The 25,743-nt window shown below is 36.8% G+C and carries 18 protein-coding genes; 7 read left to right on the top strand and 11 right to left on the bottom strand.

All coding sequences use genetic code 11. The features are described 5' to 3' along the window. Positions 1-14 precede the first annotated feature (14 nt). Genes QNH24_RS01035 through QNH24_RS01025 form a run of 3 tightly spaced genes read left to right on the top strand, consistent with a single transcriptional unit; the run spans position 15 to position 3,046 of the window. A complete protein-coding gene (locus QNH24_RS01035) occupies positions 15-1,202 on the top strand; it encodes an AraC family transcriptional regulator (protein ID WP_283870353.1) in 1,188 nt (395 codons plus the stop codon). Between the two features lie 45 nt (positions 1,203-1,247). Next, positions 1,248-2,249, top strand: coding sequence for an ABC transporter substrate-binding protein (locus QNH24_RS01030; RefSeq protein ID WP_283870352.1), 1,002 nt, complete (start codon positions 1,248-1,250; stop codon positions 2,247-2,249). Continuing rightward, positions 2,246-3,046, top strand: a complete 801-nt coding sequence (locus tag QNH24_RS01025; protein WP_283870351.1) for an alpha/beta hydrolase — start codon at positions 2,246-2,248, stop codon at positions 3,044-3,046. Before QNH24_RS01030 ends, QNH24_RS01025 begins: the two co-directional genes overlap by 4 nt. A gap of 398 nt (positions 3,047-3,444) precedes the next feature. Here the strand turns inward: QNH24_RS01025 and QNH24_RS01020 are convergent, their stop codons facing one another. Next, positions 3,445-7,839 (bottom strand): S-layer homology domain-containing protein, encoded by a 4,395-nt coding sequence (locus QNH24_RS01020; RefSeq protein WP_283870350.1) that lies wholly within the window; start codon positions 7,837-7,839, stop codon positions 3,445-3,447. A gap of 519 nt (positions 7,840-8,358) precedes the next feature. Further along, positions 8,359-9,924 (bottom strand): sensor domain-containing diguanylate cyclase, encoded by a 1,566-nt coding sequence (locus QNH24_RS01015; protein WP_283870349.1) that lies wholly within the window; start codon positions 9,922-9,924, stop codon positions 8,359-8,361. Positions 9,925-10,161: 237 nt separating this feature from the next. Here QNH24_RS01015 and QNH24_RS01010 point away from each other — a divergent pair, with 237 nt between their 5' ends. Further along, positions 10,162-11,067: a CAP domain-containing protein gene (locus QNH24_RS01010; protein ID WP_283870348.1), complete on the top strand. Its 906-nt coding sequence runs from the start codon at positions 10,162-10,164 to the stop codon at positions 11,065-11,067. A 1,165-nt stretch (positions 11,068-12,232) separates the two neighbouring features. Continuing rightward, positions 12,233-13,417 carry a CaiB/BaiF CoA transferase family protein gene (locus QNH24_RS01005; RefSeq protein ID WP_283870347.1) on the top strand — a complete coding sequence of 395 codons (1,185 nt, stop codon included), beginning with the start codon at positions 12,233-12,235 and terminating at the stop codon, positions 13,415-13,417. 384 nt (positions 13,418-13,801) lie between these two features. Here QNH24_RS01005 and QNH24_RS01000 read toward each other — a convergent pair whose 3' ends face one another. From QNH24_RS01000 to QNH24_RS00975, 6 genes are all read right to left on the bottom strand, one after another. After that, entirely contained in the window at positions 13,802-15,286 is a 1,485-nt protein-coding gene (locus QNH24_RS01000) for a hypothetical protein (RefSeq protein WP_283870346.1), read from the bottom strand. Between the two features lie 453 nt (positions 15,287-15,739). Further along, a complete protein-coding gene (locus tag QNH24_RS00995; RefSeq protein ID WP_283870345.1) occupies positions 15,740-16,294 on the bottom strand; it encodes an HPP family protein in 555 nt (184 codons plus the stop codon). Positions 16,295-16,492: 198 nt separating this feature from the next. Then, positions 16,493-17,854, bottom strand: coding sequence for an acetamidase/formamidase family protein (locus QNH24_RS00990; RefSeq protein WP_283870344.1), 1,362 nt, complete (start codon positions 17,852-17,854; stop codon positions 16,493-16,495). Positions 17,855-17,932: 78 nt separating this feature from the next. Then, positions 17,933-18,547: a PH domain-containing protein gene (locus tag QNH24_RS00985; protein ID WP_283870343.1), complete on the bottom strand. Its 615-nt coding sequence runs from the start codon at positions 18,545-18,547 to the stop codon at positions 17,933-17,935. A 104-nt stretch (positions 18,548-18,651) separates the two neighbouring features. Continuing rightward, positions 18,652-19,680: a DUF4179 domain-containing protein gene (locus QNH24_RS00980; RefSeq protein WP_283870342.1), complete on the bottom strand. Its 1,029-nt coding sequence runs from the start codon at positions 19,678-19,680 to the stop codon at positions 18,652-18,654. Further along, a complete protein-coding gene (locus QNH24_RS00975; RefSeq protein ID WP_283870341.1) occupies positions 19,677-20,243 on the bottom strand; it encodes a sigma-70 family RNA polymerase sigma factor in 567 nt (188 codons plus the stop codon). The genes QNH24_RS00980 and QNH24_RS00975 overlap by 4 nt, the downstream gene beginning before the upstream one ends. A 223-nt stretch (positions 20,244-20,466) precedes the next feature. On the opposite strand from QNH24_RS00975, the gene QNH24_RS00970 reads away from it, so the two are divergent. Both QNH24_RS00970 and QNH24_RS00965 read left to right on the top strand, forming a co-directional pair. Then, a complete protein-coding gene (locus tag QNH24_RS00970) occupies positions 20,467-21,189 on the top strand; it encodes a response regulator transcription factor (protein ID WP_283870340.1) in 723 nt (240 codons plus the stop codon). Continuing rightward, positions 21,186-22,574, top strand: a complete 1,389-nt coding sequence (locus tag QNH24_RS00965; RefSeq protein WP_283870339.1) for a sensor histidine kinase — start codon at positions 21,186-21,188, stop codon at positions 22,572-22,574. Before QNH24_RS00970 ends, QNH24_RS00965 begins: the two co-directional genes overlap by 4 nt. A gap of 16 nt (positions 22,575-22,590) precedes the next feature. On the opposite strand, the gene QNH24_RS00960 is transcribed toward QNH24_RS00965, so the two are convergent. Genes QNH24_RS00960 through QNH24_RS00950 form a run of 3 tightly spaced genes read right to left on the bottom strand, consistent with a single transcriptional unit; the run spans position 22,591 to position 25,574 of the window. Continuing rightward, the gene (locus tag QNH24_RS00960) at positions 22,591-22,950 is read right to left on the bottom strand and encodes a YxeA family protein (RefSeq protein ID WP_283870338.1); all 360 of its coding nucleotides are present in this window, start codon (positions 22,948-22,950) and stop codon (positions 22,591-22,593) included. A 1-nt stretch (position 22,951) separates the two neighbouring features. Then, positions 22,952-24,820 (bottom strand): ABC transporter permease, encoded by a 1,869-nt coding sequence (locus QNH24_RS00955; RefSeq protein WP_283870337.1) that lies wholly within the window; start codon positions 24,818-24,820, stop codon positions 22,952-22,954. Beyond that, entirely contained in the window at positions 24,807-25,574 is a 768-nt protein-coding gene (locus QNH24_RS00950; RefSeq protein ID WP_283870336.1) for an ABC transporter ATP-binding protein, read from the bottom strand. The genes QNH24_RS00955 and QNH24_RS00950 overlap by 14 nt, the downstream gene beginning before the upstream one ends. Positions 25,575-25,743: the final 169 nt, after the last annotated feature.

The following is a 25,743-nucleotide window of genomic DNA, read 5'->3' as shown; positions in this document are numbered from 1 at the left end:
GGTGACTTGTTAACATGAAAACAGAAAGTGCTACAGATATGATGACAACTCAAATATCATTAAAGGATATCCGAAATTATATTGCAAAACACCATCATCAGCCTCTAACGATTGATCATTTAGCTTTCATTTCTGGTCTCAGTTCCAGCTATTTTGGGGAGGCATTTAAAAAGGAATTCGGGCAAAGTGCTACTGATTATTTAACAGAGTTACGCATTGGACATGCCAAACAATTACTTCGCGATACTGACTTATTGTTGCGTGATATTGCTAGTAAGGTTGGCTACAGTGACGAATTTTATTTCAGTCGAAAATTTAAAAAGGAGGTTGGAGTTTCACCATCCTCTTATAGCAAAATAGCCCGTCAGCGTATCTCCACTTTTTCTGTGTCCACTATTGGGAATTTATTAGCACTAGGAATAATACCTGTCGCTGCACCACTCAATGCTAAATGGAGTCCATATTATTACAATCATTACCAGGATAAAATTCATGTGCCTTTAAATATATTTGATGCGGAATCGGAGGATAACTTTAGAAAATTAGCATCTGCAAAGCCGGATATTCATATTTTTCAGGAGGAGCCCTCCCTATCAATGCTACATTGGCTTGAATCAATTGGCGTCAAACATGTGACGATTAAAGCAAAGGATTGGAAAACTCAATTAACAGAAATAGCTGACGCCATCAACAAACAGAGCGCTTGTAAACATTTCATTCAAACGTACGAGCAAAAAGCATTACAGGCAAAGCTAGAGATCAAACGAGCGGTTGGAAAGGATACTTTTGCTGTACTCCGATTATGTGGAGATCAATTATTTTTATATTGTAATAAAGGAATTCAAAATGTTCTTTTTACAGATTTGCAGCTTCATCCTATTGATGCTCAACAAGAAACATGTAACGAGCTTATCACTCTTGAACAGCTTTTAGACATAAATCCAGATCGTTTGCTATTCATCATTTGCCCCGATACGGCCACTCGAAATTATTGGCTCGCTTTACAATACCTTGATAGTTGGAAAGAGTTACAAGCTATAAAAAATGGACATGTGTATATTTTGCCATCGAATCCTTGGTTTGAGTACTCTGCTATTGCCATTAATCGAATGTTAGATGAAACATTGTTAATGTTAACCGGAAAAAATCCAAATCCCTTTCCTGTTCCAGTCCATGGCTTCTTATCTAACGCTGAATTATAATTCCATTTGAGAATCATTATCAGTAGAAGGAGACCTTGATGAACAATGAACGTAAACTGTCGTTATCACTATCAAACAATTTTAAAATCTATCTTTGTGTTTGCCTCTTTATTACTTGTTATTGGCGTACTTACTGCCTGCAATGCTCAATCAAATACTAAAGAAGAAAAGGCAAAAACACAGGCAGTCTCAGAAAGCAAGCAGGAGCCAAAAGATGTATATCCATTAACAATAAAGGATGAGCTTGGAAATGAAGTGACATTACCTGCTAAGCCGACAAAAATATTTGCGCCTGTCATGGAGGATTCGCTGCTTGCTTTAGGCATTAAACCCATGATGCAATGGTCAAATGGCGTGAAGCCACAGCTCTATTTGCAAGATCAGTTACAAGGTGTACCAGAAATTAGCTTTGCAAGTGGTCCCCCATCTGCCGAAGCGATTATGGCTAACAAACCAGATTTAATTATTTTGTACAACTCTTTTTATGTTGAAAATGGCACATATGAAAAATATGCAAAAATCGCACCAACATACGTATTCAAAAATGCACCCACCGATTTAGAAGGTTCTATTAAAGTATTGGGGCAGTTGCTTAATGAACCAGATAAGGCTGAGCAAGCATTACAAAGTTATCAAGAGAAAGTGGATGCTGCAAAAGCAAAGCTAGCTACTATTACTCAAGGGAAAAAAGTGGCGTTAATTCGCTTTAATGCGAAAGGTATGTTCTTTATGACTGATGAGTATTTCAGTGGTTATGTATTGACACATGAATTAGGCTTTGAACAAAGCAGCTTAGTGAAGAATGGTGCCTTCGAAGTGTCATTAGAAATTTTACCAGAGCTTGATGCAGATTATATTTTCCTTATCAATGATGGCAATCTTGGGGATGAATTTTTAAAGGAATTTAAGGAAAGTAAAATTTGGCAAAGTACAACAGCCTTCAAAAACAATCAAGTATTCGAAACAGCAGGAGATTATTGGCTAAATGGAGGCATTCATGCACAAGGAAAAGTCATAGATGATGTATTGGAGTTTTTAACGCCATGAAAACTATGACAAAAAAACCCTATGTATCAGAAGGCTATTTTGAATACGTGATGACTTCCCACCAGCAGTTAGACTATCGAATTTTGATTGCGGCCCCAGCAGACGAGCCACCTGCAGAAGGCTATGCTGTGATTTATGCCTTAGACGGAGATGCATTTTTTCCAACGCTTGCAGAGGCTGTAAAGTTACAAACAAGAAAACCAAAAGGCTTCGACCCCATTGTTGTTATAGGTATTGGCTATCCCTCAAAGGAGCCATTTGATATGGAACGACGATGCCTTGATTTTACATTACCTGTAGGTGAGGAAAATCTACCACCTCGTCCTGATGGTACGCCTTGGCCTCCTAATGGCAAGGCGAATGATTTTCTAGATTTTATCGAACATGAATTGATGCCTAAGGTGGCAAAGGAATGGCCCATTAATAAAAGTAAACAAGCCATTGTAGGGCATTCATTAGGTGGTCTTTTTACTCTATATGCTTTATGTGCAAGACCTTATTTATTTACGCACATCGTAGCTGGAAGTCCCTCTGTTTGGTGGGCTGACAATGCTGTGTTTAAAGAAATGGAGAGACTTAGTGAAACTTGGAATGGGAATCATACTATCAATCTCCTGCTCACAATTGGTGCCAATGAACTGGCTGATATGCTTGAAGGAGCTGAGCAAGCAGCAGAACGAATGAAGCGTTTAAGCGACCAAAACATTCACACTCATTATGTAAAGTTCGATGAGGAGGATCATGTTAGTGTCTTTCCCTGTATGCTTAGCCGACTCCCTCGCTTTTTAAATACCTGATAACAATGAAAACCCCAGGTGACAATTTCTCCGCACTTGGGGTTATATTTATAGCATCAAAATGCTGTATGACGAAGTCGTACTTGAGCATATCCTCTTATGAAATTTGATGTCACAATACCTTAATCAATTTTAATGTCTGATATTTTTGTTAGGATAAGTAATTTTTTTGTAAACACACTTTGTTACTCTCTCGTATAGCACGTAGTTCTTGTTGAGTTTTCTTCAATGCCAACAAATTAAAGTTTATAAATAAAAGCCAAACAACTGTAGCTCTCTACAATTGTTTGGCTTTTAATATCTCTCCAAATTACTATATTGATAAATTGATTATAACGTTTTAGAATCTTTAAAGTGTGAACTAAAACTTTAATTAGATGTCTATTATACGATTTTGATTAAGGTTTTCTCTCAATTTTAATATATTTCTGTTGGTCGTTTGTATCTAGTACACCTTGAGAAATATTACCATATTTATCGACAGTTGCAAAGTAAATACGGTCACCCTCCATAAATACTTTATTCAGATTAGAAGACTTCGTTGTTAATACCGATCTTTGGGAGTTATCTGATGAATTTTCAGGTTTACCAGTACCTGCAACTGAAATACCATTAGCAATACCAGGAACAGCTTGTCCAGCCGCTATTTGGTCAGCATGCTCACCTGCAAAAATAATTTCTTCTGCGGTTAAGTCTCCAGGAACAACATTTACACGGACTGCATAATAGAATTTCACATCATCTCCTGCGTTTGCAAGTTGATACATAAACTCAAGCTCTCTGTAAGAATGGACATTCCCCACTGAGATATTCCCCATTAATGTAGCTGATCTGAATGCCACACCAGATTTTTGGTATACATATTTTCCAAAATCCTCAACATTGAATTTATTACCCGTGTAACCTGTAATATTGTAATCGACTGCTTCATTCTTCATCTTCACTGTAAATGTTTTATCTGCCGTATTTGGTGCAACTGGTCTGATAATCAACTTACTTTCATCTGTTGTTTTTGTACCTTGTGTATACTTAACAAATTGATATTGAGACGTAATATCTTGACCAGATTCATTCGTAATTGTAAGTAAATTTAAATTGTTTATTAAAGAATTACCATTTTCATCGCGCATAATGGCTTCACTAAATGTAATCGTAAATGTATCATCTGGATTACGATAAACAATATTACGTTTCTTTTGACCATCAACTGTCATTTCAATACGTGGTGGTGTACCATCAGAATAGAAATTTTCTCTCATCCAACCCATACTTGATTCATCGTAACCATCGGAAGTAGCGTTGGATCTGTACACTGTTATATTTCCATACGTATCTGCAGCACCAAAATACACAACATATTCCTTATGCGGCTCTAAAGTTACACCTGTAGCTTCAGATAATGGGAATGATCCCTTTCCACTTTTCTTAACGCTTGGGCTACTTCTTAATTTTTCCTCTAAGAATTTGCGTTCAGCAGGTGTATCAATTTTTAGATTTGCTGAATCATTTGTTGTGCCATCTGCATTTTTCTTCGGTACAAACCAATAATGAAGCTCTGTTGTTTCATCAGTATCAAAGGAAATCATAGCTTTCGTATCATCATTTTCTTTAGGTTTTACTACTAAATTTTTAATTAACGGTGCTCTTGTATCACCAATCATTTCCTTTGAGGTAATTTTCGAAATTTCCCCGCCACGATCCTTTAAGACCATATAGACGGAATAGCTTAGGAATGGATTCAATTTGTCTTTCGAAATCGTTATTGGGAATTTTTTTGTAGCTTCCTCTAAATCAGCTGGACCTGATCCACGATCAATATATATATCCTCCCCACCAATTTGGAAATAGCCTGATTTTAATGATGAATCATTTGCAAACTCATTCACAAAATCACGTTCTGTAATGCCCTTGTCTGTTAAATATTGCTTAAACGTTTTTACTTCTCCATTGTCTTCAACAGTATCAGGCAGCACCATATAATAATAAGTACCAGCCTTACTTGGTTTAAATTCTACTTCAGAACGTCTATAATTATCATTTTGATCTGGCTTACTAACTACATTTTCAATCGTTATAACAGGCATATCAAATTTTTCATGGATATATTCCGCATAGTTTCTAACAGGTTTGCCAGGGTCAACAGTATTGACATTTTCAAAATCATTACCCGCTAAGTCCTTTACGCCCGGTAAAACAGTAGCGCGTAATGTATCACCATAAACAAAGCCTGTTTCAGAAGGAATCGTTAATAATACTTTTTTGTCCCCTTCTTTATATTCTACTGCCGAAGGTTTAATTTTATTTTGTCCTGTTGTGTTAACAATAACTGTCCCTGATAAATCATAGTTATTTATATTACGAGCACTTTCTGGATCCAATGCTTCGTTTAAATATAAGTAAAATTGATTTGCTTTTCCTGCTGGTTCAAGCTTCGTCTGCTCAACATAAGGATGAATATTATCTAATGCACTTGTCGTAAACTCTTTGATGGCCTCTTTTGGGATAGGGTCTACCGAATAGTTACCCGATGCATCCTTCATGACCACATAGAGCTGATACACTTCTTCTGCCTCTAAGCCTGTTAAAATCTCCGTAATTCCTAGTTTACCTGCAACAGCCTTACCTGTCCCTGTTGGCTTTGCTACTATATCTGCGGTTGTCGGATCAGCTGCAGTTGTCTTTTTCCGAACATAGTAGTAGTAATCCCCTGGCTCGCTTGCAGTAAATGTAAACTCTGCTCGTTTTCCACCATGTAAAGGATTCACTTTTAGAGATTTTACTACTGGCGGTGACGCATCCTTCATCTGGAAGGATTCTGATTTAAGATCAGAAACATTTTTCGCACCATCTACGACCATTATATAAATAACATATTCTTTTTTCTCACCTAGATTTGTCACTTTAAAGGTGTTGTTATTTAATACAGCCGAACCTGTTCCACTTGCAACATTATCAGTAGAAACACGATCAACCATTTCTCGTTTTGTTGGTGGTTCAGCGTCCTTTTCTCGAACTATATAGTAATATGTGCCGACTTTATCTGAAGTAAAGTCTACCTGTACATCACTACCATTCAATACAGATACTTTAGTGATATTAACAACAGGCTTAGTTTTATCAGCAGGCTTTTGGTTTTCAATATCATCCTTATCGATTGGTTTACCATCTGGATCTGTGATACTGCCAACATTATCTTTATCCTCTAAGAAATCATCGAAGATATTATTTGGTGATTCACCCTTTGGTATAATGACTTTGTCAATATACGTGTATGGACCAATATCCACCCAGCCAAATGCATTATCCACATACAGTGTACCAACTCGACCGTCTATATAAAGCTCTAAATCTGTAAAGCTATTGTAGTTAATCCAGTCGATATTGCTATCGCCATATATTGTAAGCTTTGTTTCTGTATCAAGGTTTAGTGTTCCAATGTCACCTTGAATTTCAAATTCACGAACACTTCCGATAATATCCACACGCGGTAGCTTAGTATTCGTTTCAATTTTAGTACCGCTTTGAGATACAACTAAACGTGATACAGTGCTGTTATAAAACTCAAGATGTTTTTCCACATTTTTCATGGTCACTTTTTCTTTAGACCAGTTAACAAACGGTTTGTTTTTATCTGGGTTCTTCTCTGAATTTTGATTTGTCCAATTTTGAAGATCAGACGATGAATTGCTATTGGACGAGGACGAGCTTTCTCCATTTTGATTTTCTGGATTAGACCAGTTAATAAATGAAAAATTCGTACTTGCTGTGCGCCCAATTGATAATGGCTTGTAGCCGGAAACATTTAAATGTAAAGGAGGACGCACTGTTTCGTTTACTAGCATTGTGCCAGTCAATGTAATATTAGAAAATCCAATATAGTTTCCATTGACAACAATGGTTGCACCAAATGAACCATACTCACCGTCAAAATCTAAAAATTTTGAGCTTGTGCCGCTTGCATTCAATGTTAGCTTTGAAACAGATTGAATAGTCTTCCCAGCTAAATTACCTTCAATAATTGCTCCCTGTAAAACAGGTGCATTATACTCATTAAAAACGTTTGCTAAATTGTCAGGTACCGTGTAAGGCTCAGCATTTATGTAGACTACATCATCTTCAATACCCGTAATCTTGTAAGAGGACGCATTCCCCTTTTTATCTTGTGCGCGAACAATGAAAGAGGCAATCTGACCACGAGTTACTGGATTAAATGGAGAAAATGTAACTGGCGTAGTTCCTTCTGTAACTTTTAAATCCACTAATGTTTGAATATAAATGGCATTACTCGTTTGGCTATTAACATCCTGAAAGCTATGATTATAATTTGAAGCTACCTCAAATTTAAATCCAAGCACTAGCATTTTTGCTAATTGGCCACGTGTAATAACTTCATTTGGCATAAATGTTCCATTCGAATATCCAGACATAATCCCTGCATTTTGTAATGCCGCTACGTATTTGTAATATTCACTACCTTTTGGAACATCCTTGTAATAAGGGTCCTGTACATTTTTTAGGTCTAACTTTAAGACAGTAGCCAGCATTTTAGCTGCCTGACCTCTTGTTACATTTTGATTTGGTCGGAAGGTATTGTCTGCAAACCCACTAATCGCACCCTGAGAATATAATTTTAAAATATTATCATAGTGACTTGAATATTGATCGATATCCTTAAACGGTGAGGTAGCTGCTTCTGCCTTTTGTGGCGGTGGCACTACTAAAGCAATTCCGCTAGTAGCAAAGACAGTTGCAATAAGTGCTTTGTTCACTTTTTGGATTTTGGTTTTATCCATTCCACTCATCCTTTCACTTTATGGATTTTGATACGCACAAATATCAATTTCATCATACCCTTTATATCGACAGCTAATTAGAAAACCTTCATAGTTAATTCTAAAATACTAGTAGAAAGTCACGCATTAATCAGTGCTTTGTGAATTTAAAGTGTACATTTGAGCAGTGAGTACGCCTTTTTAGATTTCCCTGTCTTATTAAGCAACTCTATAAGCATAATTCATTCATTTTTCTTATGGGATTCCTACACAAAAAAACCAAGGAGCATCGGTGCTCGCTTGGCTTTAACGATATATAGGCATACATCTAGTCGTTCTTGAAATGTCATAAGGGAAAGGGGGATAACCTTACGTCTTGTCAAGTCGATCAAGAGATGTGTCCCGAGTTTGCATATTATTTGAACATGATTTAGAAGTGATATATGTCAATTCATTTAAGAGTAGCTTGCCCAAATGATTTCTACATTAATCATGTACCCCTAAAATAGCAATGTATGCCTATCTGTCATAAATTTTTTACTAATTATCTTGCCCAGCTACCATCACTTGATTACGCCCAGCCTGCTTAGCAAGATACAATGCCCCATCGGCAGCTTCAAATAATGCTTCCGTTGAATCAGCCATTTGAGGATAGACAGCTACCCCTGCCGATAATGTCACAGGTCGACCACAAGGACTGATCGTGTTAGCTAAAACCTGACGTAGCGTTTCTGCAACAGAAGCTGCTTCCTCCGCTGTAGTATTAGGTAATAGCATAACAAATTCTTCCCCACCGTATCTGCAGCATACATCTCCTTCTCGAGCTACAGCTTTCATATTTTTCGCTAAAAATTGCAACACCTTATCTCCCACAGCATGACCATATGTATCATTCACACTTTTAAAATGATCTAAATCCAACATAATAATAGCGTGAGGTAGCTTGTTTTCTTGCCATTCTGCCAGCATTGCATCCATCGTACGTCGATTTGTTACCCCTGTTAGTGGATCAGTGGTCGATTGATCCTTGAAAAACAGTACCTGTCCATGTAAAAAAGATAAGCTTCTTATTAAAACACTTTTTAAAGAATACGCTTCAAAATACCAACCTTGGACAGATTTTAGCCCCTCAACATTTTTACTATCTAGGCTCTCCTCTGTTAAAGTGGCTAATTGCTGTAAAGGACTAGCAATACGTGCTGCCGCCCAAAGCACAATAAGGATTGAAACCAGCATAAGTGGTATAGATTTTATCGCCACATCCTGCACCCGATCAAACGAAGGCGCTAATGCCACATCTAAAGGTCTTTGAGATACGACTCCCCACCCTGCTAAAGATACTGCACTATAGCCTGCAAGCATTTTAATGCCTTTTGTGTTCTCGACTAGCTGTGCTCCATTCTTCCCAGAAATTACAGCTTTCACGACTTTATTTTCAGTAACTATATCATTGACTCTACTTGGGTCCTGATGGTAAATCACTCGACCATCTTCGTCTACTACATATACATAAGAACCATCGTGGCTATAATGTTCTCCCAATAAATTATTAAAGGCATTTTGTTCCTTTAAATAAAGGCTACCAGCCACCATTCCTAGATATTCATTGGATGCTGAGAATATAGGATAAGATATAAAAATAATTAGACGTCCTGTTATCGCCTCATAAGGTTTTGATATAAGCGGCTCCTTTTTAGTTAAAGCCTCTTTAGCACCAACTGATGTTAAAACCTCTCCCTTTATTTCTATAGAGGGAGGTGAGATAGAAAGTACACGGCCATCTGCATTCGTAATAACGACAGAGTTAAACATACTATTTTGCATTTTCAAACGATCTGTTTCCTGCTCTAATGCATTTCCATCATTCATCTTTGAGCTTATATTGGAAGCACTATAACCTAAAATTTGAAAAGCCTCCTCTAGGTAAGCATCTGCTGTAGATGCTAATTTTTGTGCGTACACTCGATTCGTTTCTAATGTATTTTCTTTAATCGAGTCAACATTCATTTGGTAACCGCTCCAGAGACTACCAATACTTGTAAAGAAAAAGGCAGCCATTGCTACTCCCATAATTAAATGTTTTAACTTTAACCGATTTGATTTCAACTTTCACACCCCTATTATTCTTAATGAGTACATTTCCTTATTTTATTAGAAATAATTTATTGAAAACAGTGATTTTTTATAGATATTTTATATCTAAAGTAACATTATAGTGTAAGTACCAAAATTTATCCTCTCGTTTTTTTAGCAAAAATATAGTATTTTTATAGTAATAAAACGCTCTATTTCTGATAGATTTTTATTAGATATTGTACTTTAACAGAAGAGGATTGAAGTATGTTGATTTATAAAACAGCTCCAATTTTATTGGGCTTTGGTATGGGATTATGGGCTAAAGCTTCTATCAGCTCAAATAAAAAAGCTTATTCGAGTGCTTTGACACAAAAAAACGCCTCAAGTATTAGCTTTCAAAGTGAATATGAAATGGAATGGCATCGAATAGGGACAGATGATTTCCTATTTTCTCTTGTAGGAAGGCATAATTCTCAAGTCATTGGTGGATATGAAACGAGATTAGCGCATAAAGCATTTGGTATTAAAATAGGTGCTAGTCTAACTGAGGTTACTAAAAAATATGGGTCTCCTCTCAAAGCTATGCACTATCAAAATACAAGTTACTTGCTACATTATATTGATTGTACAGACAATGTAGCACATGGTACCTATTTAATTAATCAGCACTATGTCACTTTTTTCTATGATTTACACAAAAACAATATAGTTCGCTCCATTCTTTGGATTCATTCTGCTACAGAATTAAATAAAAATAGCTTCTATGGGAAACCTTCCAATGAATTACGGACAGGATTTGAAGATTTAATGGTTGAACTCATTAATCATGAACGAGCCGTAGAAGGATTGCAACCACTTATTTATGATAAAAAATGCAATTCTATTGCTCGCCAACATAGTAATAATATGATAACTCATCAATTTTTTAGCCATGAGGATCATAAAGGTCATCATTCGAATAATAGACTTACTGCTGGTAGTGTAGATTATTTCTGGTATGGTGAAAATATTGCCTCTGGTCAATGCAATAGCATTTTTGCTCATGAGGCACTGATGAATTCTGCAGGACATCGTAGGAATATTTTAAGAAAAGAATTTACGCATGTTTTTGTCGGTGTTTGCTTTAAAAACAATGGTTCACCTTATTTTACAGTGAATTTTTATTCAAAGTAATAGCGTACACTTTGACATAATATTTCTATAACAATATAAAAATCTCTATGTATTACATAGAGATTTTTCATGTTGTTGAAATACTATTATGTCAATGAAATCAAGGTGACAAATTAAAAAGTATAACCCTTTTTCAAGATGAGGGGTTGATTTCCGTCGACTGAGGGCTTTGTAGCTGCTTTGCTTTCGCTACAGAAAACATTTGCCGCTGACGCTTCGCTTTCGCGCAGAGCAGAGCTTCCTGGGGCGTCCGATGAGCCGCTTCACTGGCGTTCCAGGGTTCTCATCTGTGACGCTGAACCCTGAGGAATCACTCAGTCTACACTCCAATCAACCACCGCTCATAGTATTTTCGTTGGCATTTCTCACATAAATGTATAGTAATAAATTTAAGTCTTAACCATCACTATTTTCGTGAAAATGAAGCTGATAACATTTTTTCTATGCGAAAAGCAGTACGACAAGGTGGTAAGAGGTTTTATGTTTAGTTATAAAGTATTTTTATGCACAAAAATGTGGTTGACAACCATATGGGATTGTACCAACTATTCTATCTCATTTAATAAATAGTAAGTAATATGCTTTACTTTACTTTTAAGGGAAGAAAATATTTAAAGTTCTACACTATTGCTGATTGGAGTGGAAGGCTACCCGACTCCCGTGGGATAGCGAGACAGACGAGACCCTGCACGGAGCGTCATCAGCAGCGAAGCGGCTCGTCGCTCGCCCACAGGAAAGCGAGTAGCCTGGAACGTAAATCACCTTCATTTTGACTAAATATTCACAAAGAGTCCCTTGACCATTTAGTTTTTCAACACTATGAAAAATCTCTATGTATTTTCTATTACATAGAGATTTTTTCGCTTTTTTTATTTACAGAATCTTCAAATAAAAGGTGATTATTATCTGAAATTTGACAGAAAATCTATATTCGAAATTTTTTTACTTTTATTGTTATTCTGACATATAATTTTCAGACTAATTATTTTATAATAAAAATTAGCATAGTCAAGCCATCATTTTTTCTGTTATAATACTGATAAATTTATAGTATTCTGTATTAATACAGACGCAATATACGCTTCTCAAAATGGGGTTAAGAGAAAAGCTACTAAGTCTCTTAATATAGGTGGCATTAGTAGCTACACAAAAGGGGTTGGGAGATTTGGGTATTTTAAAGGGGTTAAAAATTCTCGATTTTTCTGCATTACTACCGGGGCCAATGGCAACAATGATATTTGCTGATTTAGGTGCGGAGGTTATCCACGTTGAATCTTCAAAGCGCGTGGACTTAACACGAATCATGCCTCCTTATGATGACGATCATGAGGCATATATACACCAACATTTAAATCGTTCTAAAAAGTCATTAACGTTAAATTTAAAATCGCCCGAGGCTGTGGAAATCGTGAAGTCACTCGTTCATGAGTACGATGTTATTATTGAAGGATTTCGACCTGGCGTTATGCAACGACTTGGCATTGGCTATGAGGCTCTAAAGGAAATTAATCCAAAGGTTATTTATTGTGCAATTACTGGTTATGGTCAAACGGGACCTTATAGCAATCGTCCAGGACATGACAATAATTATTTATCATTAGCTGGTGTACTGGATTACTCTCGCCATAAGGATAAAAAACCCGTTTCGATGGGAATTCAGTTAGCTGATATTGCAGGAGGCACCATGCATGCTGCAATTGGCGTACTGGCTGCTGCATTACATCGTGAAAAAACTGGCGAAGGGCAATATGTCGACATTAGTATGACCGATGCTGTATTTTCACTTAATGCTATGTATGGAGCCGCATACATTGGAGGGGGACGTGTGCCTCAGCCAGAGCAGGAAATTTTAAATGGTGGTAGCTACTATGATTTTTACAAAACAAAAGATGGGAGATTTTTCTCAGTAGGAAGTCTTGAGCCTCAATTCCGCAAGCTGCTATGTGAAGCCCTTGATATTCCTGAGCTTATTGATAATACTTTTAATGATTCATACTATACACAAATTCGTTTTAAAGAAGCCGTTCATGATGCCTTTTTATCAAAAACTTATAATGAATGGCTAGAAGTGTTTAACGAGGATTTTGAGGGATGTGTGGAACCCGTTTTAACCTTCCCTGAAGCGTGCGAGCACCCACAGCTAAAGGCTCGTGGCATGATTGTTGATATTCCCAAAAGCGATGGTACGACGCAAAAACAAATTGCATCTGCCTTTAAATTTGATGGCGCTCAACCAGAATATAGGCATGTTGGCGCCAAACTCGGAGAGCATAATGAGGAAGTGTTATCTGCTCTTGGCTTTAGCGCAGAAGAAATTGCTGCCTTTAAAGACAAGGGCGTTTTAGAATAAACATCAAAAAGAGTGTTGAAAAACTAAATGGTCATGGGACTCTTTGTGAATATTTAGTCAAAAGGAAGGTGATTTCCATTCCAGGCTACTCGCTTTGTTGCTGACGCTTCGCTTTCGCACAGATAAGACCGTGTTGCTGACGCTTCGCTTTCGCACAGATAAGACCGTGTTGCTGACGCTTCGCCTTCGCACAGAGCAAAGCTTCCAGTGGGCAAGCGAAGCGGACAGCCCCAGGAAAGCACTCAGTCGGAATGGAGATCAACCCCTCGTTATGAAAAAGGGCAATACTTTTTAATTTGTCACCTTGATTTCATTGACATAATAGTATTTCAACAACATGAAAAGAGTGTCTAGTACATATTTACACTAGACACTCTTTTTTAATCATTCCTGCTCTACATATGCACTTATAAACACTCGTAAACTCTCGAAATGATCATCTATAAGTAAGTACTTCTTATAAATTTCCATTAATTTTTCAAAGAGTTCATACTGCTCGGTTACAAATAGAACTTTTAAGATATTTAATATATGAAGGGATGCGCTCTGTGCAACAAAATAATACGAAGCCTCTGGTAGACGATAATTTCTACGCCATTCATCAACAGATAATCCAATATGCTGTAATGAATTATTAACAAGTAAAGCAATATCTTGTTGGACATAAGCCTCTATCGCTATAAAATGTTCATTACTATAGTTTTTCTGCACTAATGCTGCATGTATTTTTTTATTGGATGCTAGTTTATGCTCCTTTAAAAGTGTTAATCCCTCATGATAACGCTCGGTTCTTACGTAATGATCGAGTAAAATAGCATATAAGTTTTCTAGAAAATTTAGTTCATAATTTTTGATAATAGCGGGAGGTGTTGGCTTTCGATTAGGCAGTAGTTCTTTATATTCCAGCATAATCTCTATTGCATAATTATTAAGTCTTTCATCCTCTAATAAATATTCTCCGTACTGGATAACCAATTCATCATTCTTCTCCTGATGTGCTATATGAAACAGAAGGTAGGCAATCAACACCTTTTCTTTCTCTGTCAAAGCATACATTGAATAACGCCAATCCGCTTCAAAAGCAGTAATTAATGACTTAACACAACGATTATCCCCTTCGGCTAATCGGTAATGCACAACGATTTGGTAAAGGTGTAACTGTTTTTTTTCTAAGCATGTTGAATTATGGTTATCCACATAAGTTATACACTTATCCAGAACTTTTTTGTAATTATTCACAAAGTTATTCACATGTGCATAAGTTTTTCTTGCAGAATGCTCAAAATGACCAAGCATTTCATGAATAAATGTGAATTGTTCTAAAGGTTTGTGGATAAACAGTGAATAAATCTTTTTCATAAACAACCAATGCCAAAATAGAGTATGTTCTTTATAAATCATATGCACAAAATATTCATTATTTAATTTATATAAAAATATAGTTTGAAGTTCGTTAACCGGCATTGTAATTTTCATTCGTTTGCCAAAGATTAACCATATTAACCGTTCAAAGTCCATTGTATGCTGTGCAAAAAGCTGCTCAAAAAAAATCTCTTTCCCTTTTTGCGTATAAAAAAAATCATTCAGACGATCATGTACAAATTTAGCATCCATACCCTGCTTATCAAAAAAAGCTTGCGTATCTGTAGTTACATGACCCCAATATTTCCTCGCAGTTGAAAAAGCAATATTCATCGCCATTTCCTCATTCACTAAAAATAAATTTGGTGAAAGTGCAGTACCTAATATTTTTGGGTCTGCCTGTAACTTGTTCTCCGCCTCCGACCAAGTTGACAGCACTTTTTCAGTACCCTTTTCACCACTACGTTTATATGCCATGAATAACTGCTCATCACAATCCAACAGCATGAAATTGGAGCCCCCTATCAAAAATACTAACACGCTTCGCTAATACTCTTTCTTCAATATAACAAATCTAATCCAACATATGCTAAAAAAATTATGATATGCCTTAAGAATACGACAAAAGTATTCTTATAAATGCGACAAAGAAAAACCCATCTATTGAATAGTAACTTAATAGATGGGTTAAAATTTATATTTTCCTAATAAAGGGCGAATGAGTTCCTTGGACAATTGCTTATAAGTTGGTAGCCCATTGGCATTGTCACAATTCACTCATTGCCTATGCTAGACAGTGCTAGCCATACACAACTTAGGGAAGTTATGTATAATTCACTAATATAATCGAGAAATTAACCTTCTCGTAACAGTAGACGAGTAACCATTCAAATAGTTACAAAAAAATCTGTCAAATTTTTAATTGCCCTGCGCCAAATATAGATTACACAATTATTATCTTTACCAGAATGAAGGATATTGTCGTGTTTCTCGTAAATTATTAATCACTATACCGAAGAACACAATAATTAATGCACCTAATAATACAGGCATCACCAAATAGCTCCATCCATAGCCTCCTAAAATAATAATAATAGGATTAGCTCCTGCCGGTGGATGAATAATTCCCGTAATCGCCATTAAGAAAATTGTTAATCCTACACCAATACTAATGGAAACAATACTTGTTCCTAGAAGGGAATATATAGATAGACCAATAAAGGCAGAAATAAAATGCCCCCCAATAATATTTCGTGGTTGAGACAACGGTGCATTCCAAACCACAAATACGAGTACACAGCTACCACCAAGTGAGGCCATTAGCCAAGTTGTCCCTGTGTAATTCGTCAGCCAAAGAAGCACAAAAATACATACTAACCCCCCTACCGCACCTGTGAGAGCGTCAGCAAAATTTGTTCTTGAAGGTGCATGTCCTCCACCTCGCATTTTATTGATATATGCTTTAAAACTGTTTGCTTTTTCTCTTTTTTCTTGTAAACGCACGAAATCTGCCATGTGTCACCATCATTTCTATGTAAGAATTCTATTAGAACTATAACAATCTTTTAGCTATTTAGAACTTGTTCTATTATAGCAACTAATCAATAGAAAACAATTTTTATTTGTCAATCTTTAGACAAAAGTCTTTGCCAACAAAAAGAAAGCAAACCAGAAATAATTTTCATAGTTTGCTTTTGTGCTTATTTTTATCAATCAATCATATTGTTTTTTCACTGGTTTATAAATTCGTGCTTTTTTCAGTACAGTTTTCGGTACCTGGAAGGTTGCTGTTACAACTCCAGGATGACGACCAATTTCTATGGAGCCTGTAATAGTTGCTCTGTTCATCACCTCTGGCTCACTCATCTCAAAAAGCTTTGCAGCACGACTTAGGGCATTATTTGTTGCCTCATTTAATGATGTTCCAGAGCCAATGATTGATACAGGGAATGCATCCTCCACCTGTTTAACCCCAAATTCCTCCGCAAGCTCACGAGCCCGGCGTTTTTCTTCCTTTGTAAAAGGTTTAGCTGTATAAGGTAGATCTTCAGCATTTGGCAATAAAATTGGACCTTCCAATGACGCTTTTTTCAATACACTAACCTGTAGTTGGACGATACCAGCAACATCTGTTGTATGTCCCGCAATTTCACCGTCACCCTGCATGGCGTGCATATCACCAATATAAACACCACCTCCAGGAACCTTAACTGGACAAATAATGGTTGCCCCCTCACGAACACGGCTTATATCCATATGCCCATCTGTACGATGTTTATCCAATTCCTCTTGTGTAAAGGCATATTCATGTGGTGCCCCAATTAAAAATGATCCAAAGTCTCCTGCATTATGAGAGTCTGGCATAGCCTTGGAAGGCGTCGTACCAAGTTGTCCTAAAAATGGACGCATTCTAGCCATAACGCCAACTAAATCACTGGGTGCTAATGCTACTACCGGATTTTGTATAGAATTTTCAGGTGTGCGCATATAATTTTTCGCATCCAGTGCAATACGACGTGCTCCTTCTCGACCAACAGTAACACCAACATTCCCCTTATGATCGAATGCCATCGTGTAGCCATTGGTCATTTTAAAAGGTGCCGTTTCGGTATCACATGTGGAACAACGAATGGCGTGCTGACCGATTCCCTTAACAATAGTGCTCGGATGAAGTTTGCCACAGCCTGGACATTTTACGGAAACAAATGGGTCACCAATAAATCGATCGCTAATAACCTCATCGTGTCCAGATGCCGTTGCCAATGATGTCACCTGAATGGATTTAATCTTAATGACAATGGCATCTCCTACCTCCGCTCCTTCTACAAATACAGGCTTTGTCACTTCATGTCCACCACGAATTGTAGGTGTCAGCATGGGTCCCCAGCAACCAGGTGTTGTATTAGCAATAATCGTTCCACCATCTTTAACAGGACCAAGCATTTTCTGCGAAGGGTCTAAAATACCATCTATAAACTCATTTACGAATAATGTTTCTACGGCTTGCGGTTGCTGCTCGAAATGTCCATTTTCTATTCCTATTTCTTTTTCTAGCACTTGCAATTCGTTTGTCATTTTTCGCCACACTCCTAGTTTGATTTTATGTATTTATGTTAAAAACGCTCTCCACAAATTGCAGAGAGCTATTCTTTCTTAATTGTTCATATATAAATCATAAACGTGTGAGAAATCGTCTTTTTTATATTTGTCCTTATGATCTATCATCCAGCTATTTGCAAAGCGTGTAATTTCCTCGAATGATGTAGAAGGAGTGACATTATCATTACCAATTCGTCCGATGGATGAGGAAGCAATTTGTAAGCTTTTTTCTGCTGCCTCTAGCTTGTAGGCATTTTGCTTTTGCTCATAGCTGATTGCATGTAACGCTTTATATAAGTCTTTAATATCATCAATAAAACGTTTATGAATATCGATGGATAATGGAGAATTACCTATTGTAAACTTAATTTCGACATCAAGATCGATTGTTCCTGCTGTTTCGAGAAAAACATCTGTAATAGTATACATAGAATAATCATAACGGCGCAGCAATCGCTTCTTGCTCATGGCACTTTCACCATCAACATGTATAATCGCTCTATTTGTGAAGCAATACTCGTCTGCCTTTGTTTTAATTAAAAAATAAATTTTTTCATCTATTTCATGCAAAATAAAATCATCTGCATCCGTTTTATCATAATCCTCACGTGGCACAACTATGCCAATATCCGACAATCCTAATGCATCTGCTGCTATTTTTTTGAACATTTGCTTTCCCTCCTAGTTATTTAATACTCTCTTTACGATTTATACTCCGTAAAAGTTTCAAAAGGTCCTTGTGCTTTAAAAGTGCACAAGGACCTTTCATTTAATTATTTTATTGGAAGTGTGACAGGATCCATCTCCTTTATTTCCATACCTTTTCCGGAGCCTAAGGAGAAATAGATCACTGGAACAAATGTAATGGACTTGGCGGATGAATGAATAGCCTGTATAGTAGCACTAGATTTGTAGGAAATACCATTGTCAAGACTTCTTGCGCCATTTCCATGCACTGTATACTTATTCCCTGCATTATCTTGCAGTTCATCAAATTGCACTGTCACCTCTGGCCATTTTTTCAGCAACTCTGGATCAACTTCATATTCAAAATGAATAATCGTGGACATATCATTTTTTTCAAGGGCTGTAAATCTAGCAGTGACATCATAATTAGTAACGGTTTCATTTATTAACTGTAACTCACCTGCAAGTTTTGAGACTTTAAAATGAAAAGCCCAATCACCCTTTACTATTTTATCTGTATTTACATAGAAAGCCTGTGGCGTCCAGCTTACCTCTACTTCCTCTGGTGCTTCTTTATCAAAATAGGGTGTGACATTTGCTAACCCAACATATTTATTATCACTTATTTTTTCTAGTCGACTCCCTCCTCCCATAGCCACAGAACCTTTTACATCAATAAAATTACCTTGAATAAATGGATGGGAGCCTAATTCTGTATCACTTTCCAGTGCAAAAGAAATCGTGAGGGAAGTACCATCAAAAACTGCATTTTCGATCATCATTGATATACCGTTGCTAGTTTGAACCTGACCAATCTCTGTAGCGTAACTATCGAAATTCTCAAACATAGTGTCTTTATTATTAAAATAGCTAGCTATGTTTTTCATAAATGGAATTTGTGAGGCTAGAGTCGGAAAAGCAGTTGCTACAGTTGTTACAGTGCCGATGCCAATGAGTGCTGCAGCTGATAAATGACGTACCCATTTCGGTACACGCTTTTTAACTGTTTGCTTAAAAACCCTTTGCTTTAGCTTAGCCTTTTGCTGTGATGACAATTCCAGTGGTTCTATATTTTCAATATCTAAACTTAACCAGTCTTTATAGCTTTTTGTCATATGAATACCTCCCTTAACTTTATGGATGTAGCTAGCTTTTTCTTCCCTCGGTATAGCCGGTTTTCTACAGCCGCCTTTGATAAATGAAGTGTCTCTGCTATTTCAGTATTCGTTAACTGTAGAAAATACTTCATCATAAAAATATCCCGATCAACACTTTCTAAGCAGCTAATTGCGAATAATAAATCATTTCGTTGCTCCTTTTTTAGAAACTCCCGCTCTGTCTCTTTTACATCAGGCTTTTGTGAGAGCTCCTCGTCACCCTTCTCTCGTGCTTGTTGTTTTTCAAGCCTACGAAAAATATCTATCGCTTTATATTTTGTGAGCATACCTATCCATTTTTTAAAATATTCAGGCTGGCCTTCAAATTGTTTAGCATTTTGCCAAATAGCTAAAAACACATCATTCACACATTCTTCAATAGCATCTTTATTGATGTCTGAAAGAATTTTATAAGCTATTGCATTCACGAAACTAGAATAATGCTCTATTACATAATCAAGTGCATCTTCTTTTTTATTTTGTAAACGGCTAATGAAATTTTTAGCAGTGCACCTCATCATTTCGCCTCCCTCTAAATCTTTTGAAAAAGCTTTTTCACTAACTATATCGAATACAAAGTGTTAAAACTCTCAACTTTTTAAACATTTCTTTTATAATGATTTTTATAAATGAGCATACTGTAAATTTAATAATTCATTAATCATTGTTCGGCTTTCAAAAATTAAGACTATACGCTATTCTTAAATCTCTAAGATGATTATAAAAATGAAAGGGTGTGTCCCCATGCAAGAACCAACTATTTTAGTAGTGGATGATGAGGCTGATTTAGCTAATCTGCTAAAAGTCAGTCTGCAAAAAGAGGGCTATAAGCAAATTTATACTGCAGGTACTATTCAAGAAGCATGGACAAGCTTTCAGCAGACACAACCAAATATTGTGCTACTCGATGTCATGCTTCCAGATGGTGAGGGCTATGATTTATGTAGACGAATTCGAGAAGTATCGCATGTTCCAGTCCTTTTTATGTCAGCGAAAAATGAGGAAATAGATAAAATTTTAGGGCTGGCAATTGGGGGCGATGATTATATTACAAAACCCTTTAGTCCAAAGGAGGTTGCCTATCGCGTAAAGGCACAATTACGTAGAGCTGGCTATCAAACACAGGAGTCAACACCGAGCATTGCCGAAAAGACATTACAGGTTGGACCATTCCAGCTAAATGCTGATGAAACTGAAGTTCAGAAGGATGGCGTTTTATTGGAATTAACAGCTAAGGAAATTGGTTTAATGGCGTGCTTTATGCACAATCTTAATCGAATTTTAAGTAAAGAGACTCTTTTTGAGCGTGTATGGGGAGAGGATTTTTTCGGCTCTGATAATACTGTCATGGTGCATATTCGACGTCTACGCGAGAAAATTGAGCAGGATGCTTCTAAACCTATGTACATCACCACTGTCAAAGGACTTGGCTATAAATTTGTCCTACCGAAAGAGGCACAAGGATGAGGTGGAAATTAACAGCACGCTTTCTCCTTTCCATACTTTCTATTGTCATCATAGTTATTTTTGTCAATACTGCTATTCTTATTGGGCTCCTCATTTATCGACTAGCAAATGAAAATGATAGCTTTGTTCCATCTACAGAAGAAAGCTTTGTACGGGATTTCCAAAAATATATTGATATAAGTAATGAAAAACCTTCAATCAGTAAAGAAGGCCTTGAACACTTGCATCAGCGAAATGCTTGGATTCAGTTACTTGATGTGAATGGTCAAGTCATCGATTCCCAATTCGCACCAGAGAAAGCTCTTTCACACTATGCACCTATAGATTTAATTCAAGTATATAAATATAAGGAATTTGATGCTGATACTACTGTTTATGTTGGCAGTAAGGATGATGTAAATTATCTTATTGGTATCAAGGGTAGTGGTGTGACAAGACTTGTTATGCATGTTTCTGGCACTTCATTTTTACAGTTTATTGGCAAATTTGGGTTGTTTATTGTTATTGCCGATTTATTAGTAGCTACATTGGTTGGCTGGCTTTTTGGTCGTACATTAACTAAGCCACTATATGCACTGATAGAGCGTATACGCCATTTAAAAAATCATGAGCATCAAACTGTTAAAATGCCTAGTGGTGTGTATAAACCCGTTTTTGAAAATTTAAATGAGGTATCCAGAGAATTAGCTGCACACGAGCAGGAACGCAAGCGACTAGAATTGATGCGTGAAGAATGGATTAGTAATGTCTCACACGACATGAAAACGCCCCTTGCCTCTATTCGTGGTTATGCCGAGCTGTTAGATGATGAAACACTAACTCCTCAAGAGCAAGCTGAATACGCACAAATCATTGAGAAACAGTCATTGCATATGCAAGATTTGCTAGATGATTTAAATTTAACGATGCGCTTAAGACATCAGCAGCTTCCGCTCACACTAAGAGAAATTGACATAGTATCGTTTATTCGTGAGATTGTGATTGATACATTAAATACGCCACACTATGAGCTTGCCAATATTGAGTTTGAGGCAACCTCACATAACAGTTGCCATCAAATAGATGAGCATTTTATGCGCAGAGCTATCATGAACTTTTTACACAACGCTCTGCTTCACAATGGCCCTGATGTAACTGTCCATGTGTCTGTGGATGAGAATATTATTACGATTTCTGATAATGGCAAAGGGATAGCGGCGGCAGATTTAGAGCATATTTTTGAGCGTTATTATCGTGGTACAAATACAGAACGAACAACTGGCACTGGTTTAGGCACAGCTATTGCTAGGGATATTATTGAGGCTCATGGAGGAACAGTCAGTATTACCTCCGAAGAACAAAAAGGAACAACCGTTAGCATTTATCTAAAAAGGGAGCAGTCCTAGTGGCTGCTCCTCTTTGTTATTTCATTTGATCCTGCACCTTAGCAGGTAACTCATGGAATTTGACTTCATCATATGAAGTGACTTCTGTTTCTTTTTTTACATATAGCTTTAAATAGGCATCATGGCGTAAATTTTTCTGAGCAGAGAACTTTAATGTTTTTTCTTCGCCATTTTTATTGTAAGTAGGTATCTCGTACCAATACGTTTTAAAAATTTCACCATTACTTGCCTTATATTCTTCTACCTCACCATCCGTCGTAATATGGGCATAGTACGTGTCTTTATTTAAACGATTAAAGTCTACAGTCATCAATACAACCAACCCTGCTACGAATAAGATGAACAATGCACCTATTCCTAAAATTACTTTTTTCATATTAATTCCCCTGTCTTACAATTTTATAAAATGCTCGTACGGTAAAGATATAATAAATAAAGTAAATAGCTGAGTATGCAACCATCCACAGTATTACTGGCTTCGTAATATTCATGCCAAACAACTGTGAAAAAGCTAGTAACGCAAACGCACTATGCACAATGCCTACGATAAGTGGTGCACTAAAGATAACAGCCACCTGCCCTGCCACTGTCTTTAAGATTTGCTTACTATTCACACCGATTTTATTTAGAATGGCATATTTCGCCTGGTCTTCCTCAGCTTCCGTTAAAATTTTGAAGTAAATAATACTGCCTGTTGCCGCTAGGAAAACTAGGCCTAGGAAGCTGCCCACAAACAATAATGCACCAACTGTCGCTAAACTATCCTCATAGCTTTGCGGAACACTAGAGAAGGATTCTTGTTGTTCTGTGGACAATTGCTTAATAATGTCTTGTGAAACCGCCTGCTGTTTCAAATCATTATCTAATCCAACAACCTGCATCTTTACCTCTTCAGCATTAGTAGCAGCGAATTCTTGATCATTCACCACAAGTACTGTTCCGGCTGCTATAAAGTTTAGTACGCTTTCTGTGTACATTCTATCTACATGGAAGGAATCTCCGTTTTGTAACTTAAAGTCTTCTCCTGTAAAATCATGTGAAAATCGTTCATCGTAGGCTGCATCAAGTAATACGGTTGATCCATCTGCAATATGCAGTTCTTGATTCTTACCTTGGAATTTCGCTAAACGATTATAATCCGACTCCTTCAATAATGTATATTCAAAAAACGACAAATCATTATCGACACGTAAATTTTTCACTGCAAGTGATTCATTATATAAGACATCTTTCTGAGAAATTTCTACTGGATCGCCCTTCCACATAAATGTATTTGGCAGCATCTGACGTACAGTGGCCTCAGCATTGTAATACATTCCAAAGACACCACCACCAGCAGTAATAGTCGTTGCACTTAAGATCGCAATAATGGACAACGATTTCGCATTTGCTCGTATGCGATATAATAGCTGTGAGACACCTATTAAATTTAAGCCCTTCCAAGACCAAGACGTTGCTCGTTTTAATGCTGTTAATACAAAGACACTAACACTATGGAATAGAAGATACGTCCCTGCAATGGTTACTCCTATGACCATTAGTGGCGTACCTAAAACGGTGAAGAATCGCCAAATTTTACTCGTAAACATATCAGAGGCGGCTGTATAATAACCAAATGCAATGAGTGCTGTCCCAAGTAAAGCAGCTACTAAAGATGCACGTGGAATTTGCTCACCCTGTTTTTCAGCATGAAATAAATCAATTAATTTAAATTGGTATATAACACGATAGCCTTGTAAGGATGTGAATAAAAACAATAGTGTAAAAATACCAGTTGTATTCATCAGTGCTTCCACTGAAAAAGTTAGGCTTCCAACAACCTCATAGCCCATTAATTTTACTAGGATCATTAATAGACCCTGTGACATAAAGAACCCTAGAACAATACCGAGTACTAGAGAGACTAGTCCTATGACTAAATTCTCGAAAAAAAGCATGAGACCGATCTTTTGCTTACGTACACCTAATAATGAATAGAGCGCTACTTCCTTTTTCCGTTTCTTCATGAAAAATGAATTAGAATATGCCATAAAGATGACAATAAAGAACAATAGTACAACCGACGACGCACTCATCAATCCTTTAATTTGCTGAGAGGATTGTTTTAAGGCTGATAGATCATCATTATATTTTAGCGTCACAAACGTAAAGTAAATAACAATACTAAATACCATCGAGGCAATATATAAAAAGTAATTCGACAAATTACGCTGAATATTTTTACGTGCTAAGCTAAATAACGTCATTTACTCCACCCCCGATGCTAGACAACACCTGTAAGATCTCTTGGAAAAATTGCTTCCTTGTGAGAGTCCCACGATGAATTTCCTTAGATAGCTGCCCATCCTGAATAAATAGTATGCGCTGACAGAAGCTAGCTGCAAAGGCATCATGGGTAACCATCATAATGGTAGCTGCTTGGGATTGATTTAAATCACTTAAACTTTCAAGTAAATCTGTTGCTGACTTTGAATCTAATGCACCTGTAGGCTCATCGGCAAAGATTAATTTTGGCTCTGTCACTAACGCACGTGATGAGGCTGTACGCTGCTTTTGTCCACCTGAAATTTGGTATGGATATTTATCCAATAAATCACGAATGCCAAACAATGAGGCAATGCGATCAACTCTTGCGTTAATAGCCTTTGTTGGCATCTTCGCAATTGCTAGTGGTAAAACAATATTTTCTCGAACCGTTAAAGAATCAAGTAAGTTATAATCCTGGAAAATAAACCCTAAATTATCCCGACGAAAATCTGCTAATTCCGCATCCTTCATACGTGCTAGGTTGGTATCACCAATAATAATTTCACCAGTCGTTGGTGTATCGATCGTTGCTAATACATTGAGAAGCGTAGATTTACCTGCCCCTGAAGGACCCATTACACCAACAAACTCTCCTTTTTCTACTCCAAATGATATATTTGATAGCGCTGTAAAAGTATTTGCGCCTTTGCCGTAAGTTTTTCCAACGTTTTGAACCTTTAATAATGGCGTCATATACGCTCACCTCTTCTTTCTGATCTTAGTATACGACTCCAAACTTACAGCAAATTTGTCGTAAGCTTACAGCAACCTTAAATCAATCGTTTGTCGAAAAGTTAATATGTTTTATCGAAACATTTCCCTCTTTTATCGCCCAATTTTTAATAAATATCGACATAAAAAA

Source organism: Lysinibacillus pakistanensis (assembly GCF_030123245.1).
GTDB classification, from domain to species: Bacteria; Bacillota; Bacilli; order Bacillales_A; family Planococcaceae; genus Lysinibacillus; species Lysinibacillus pakistanensis.
This window is presented reverse-complemented; position numbering and strand designations above follow the sequence as displayed.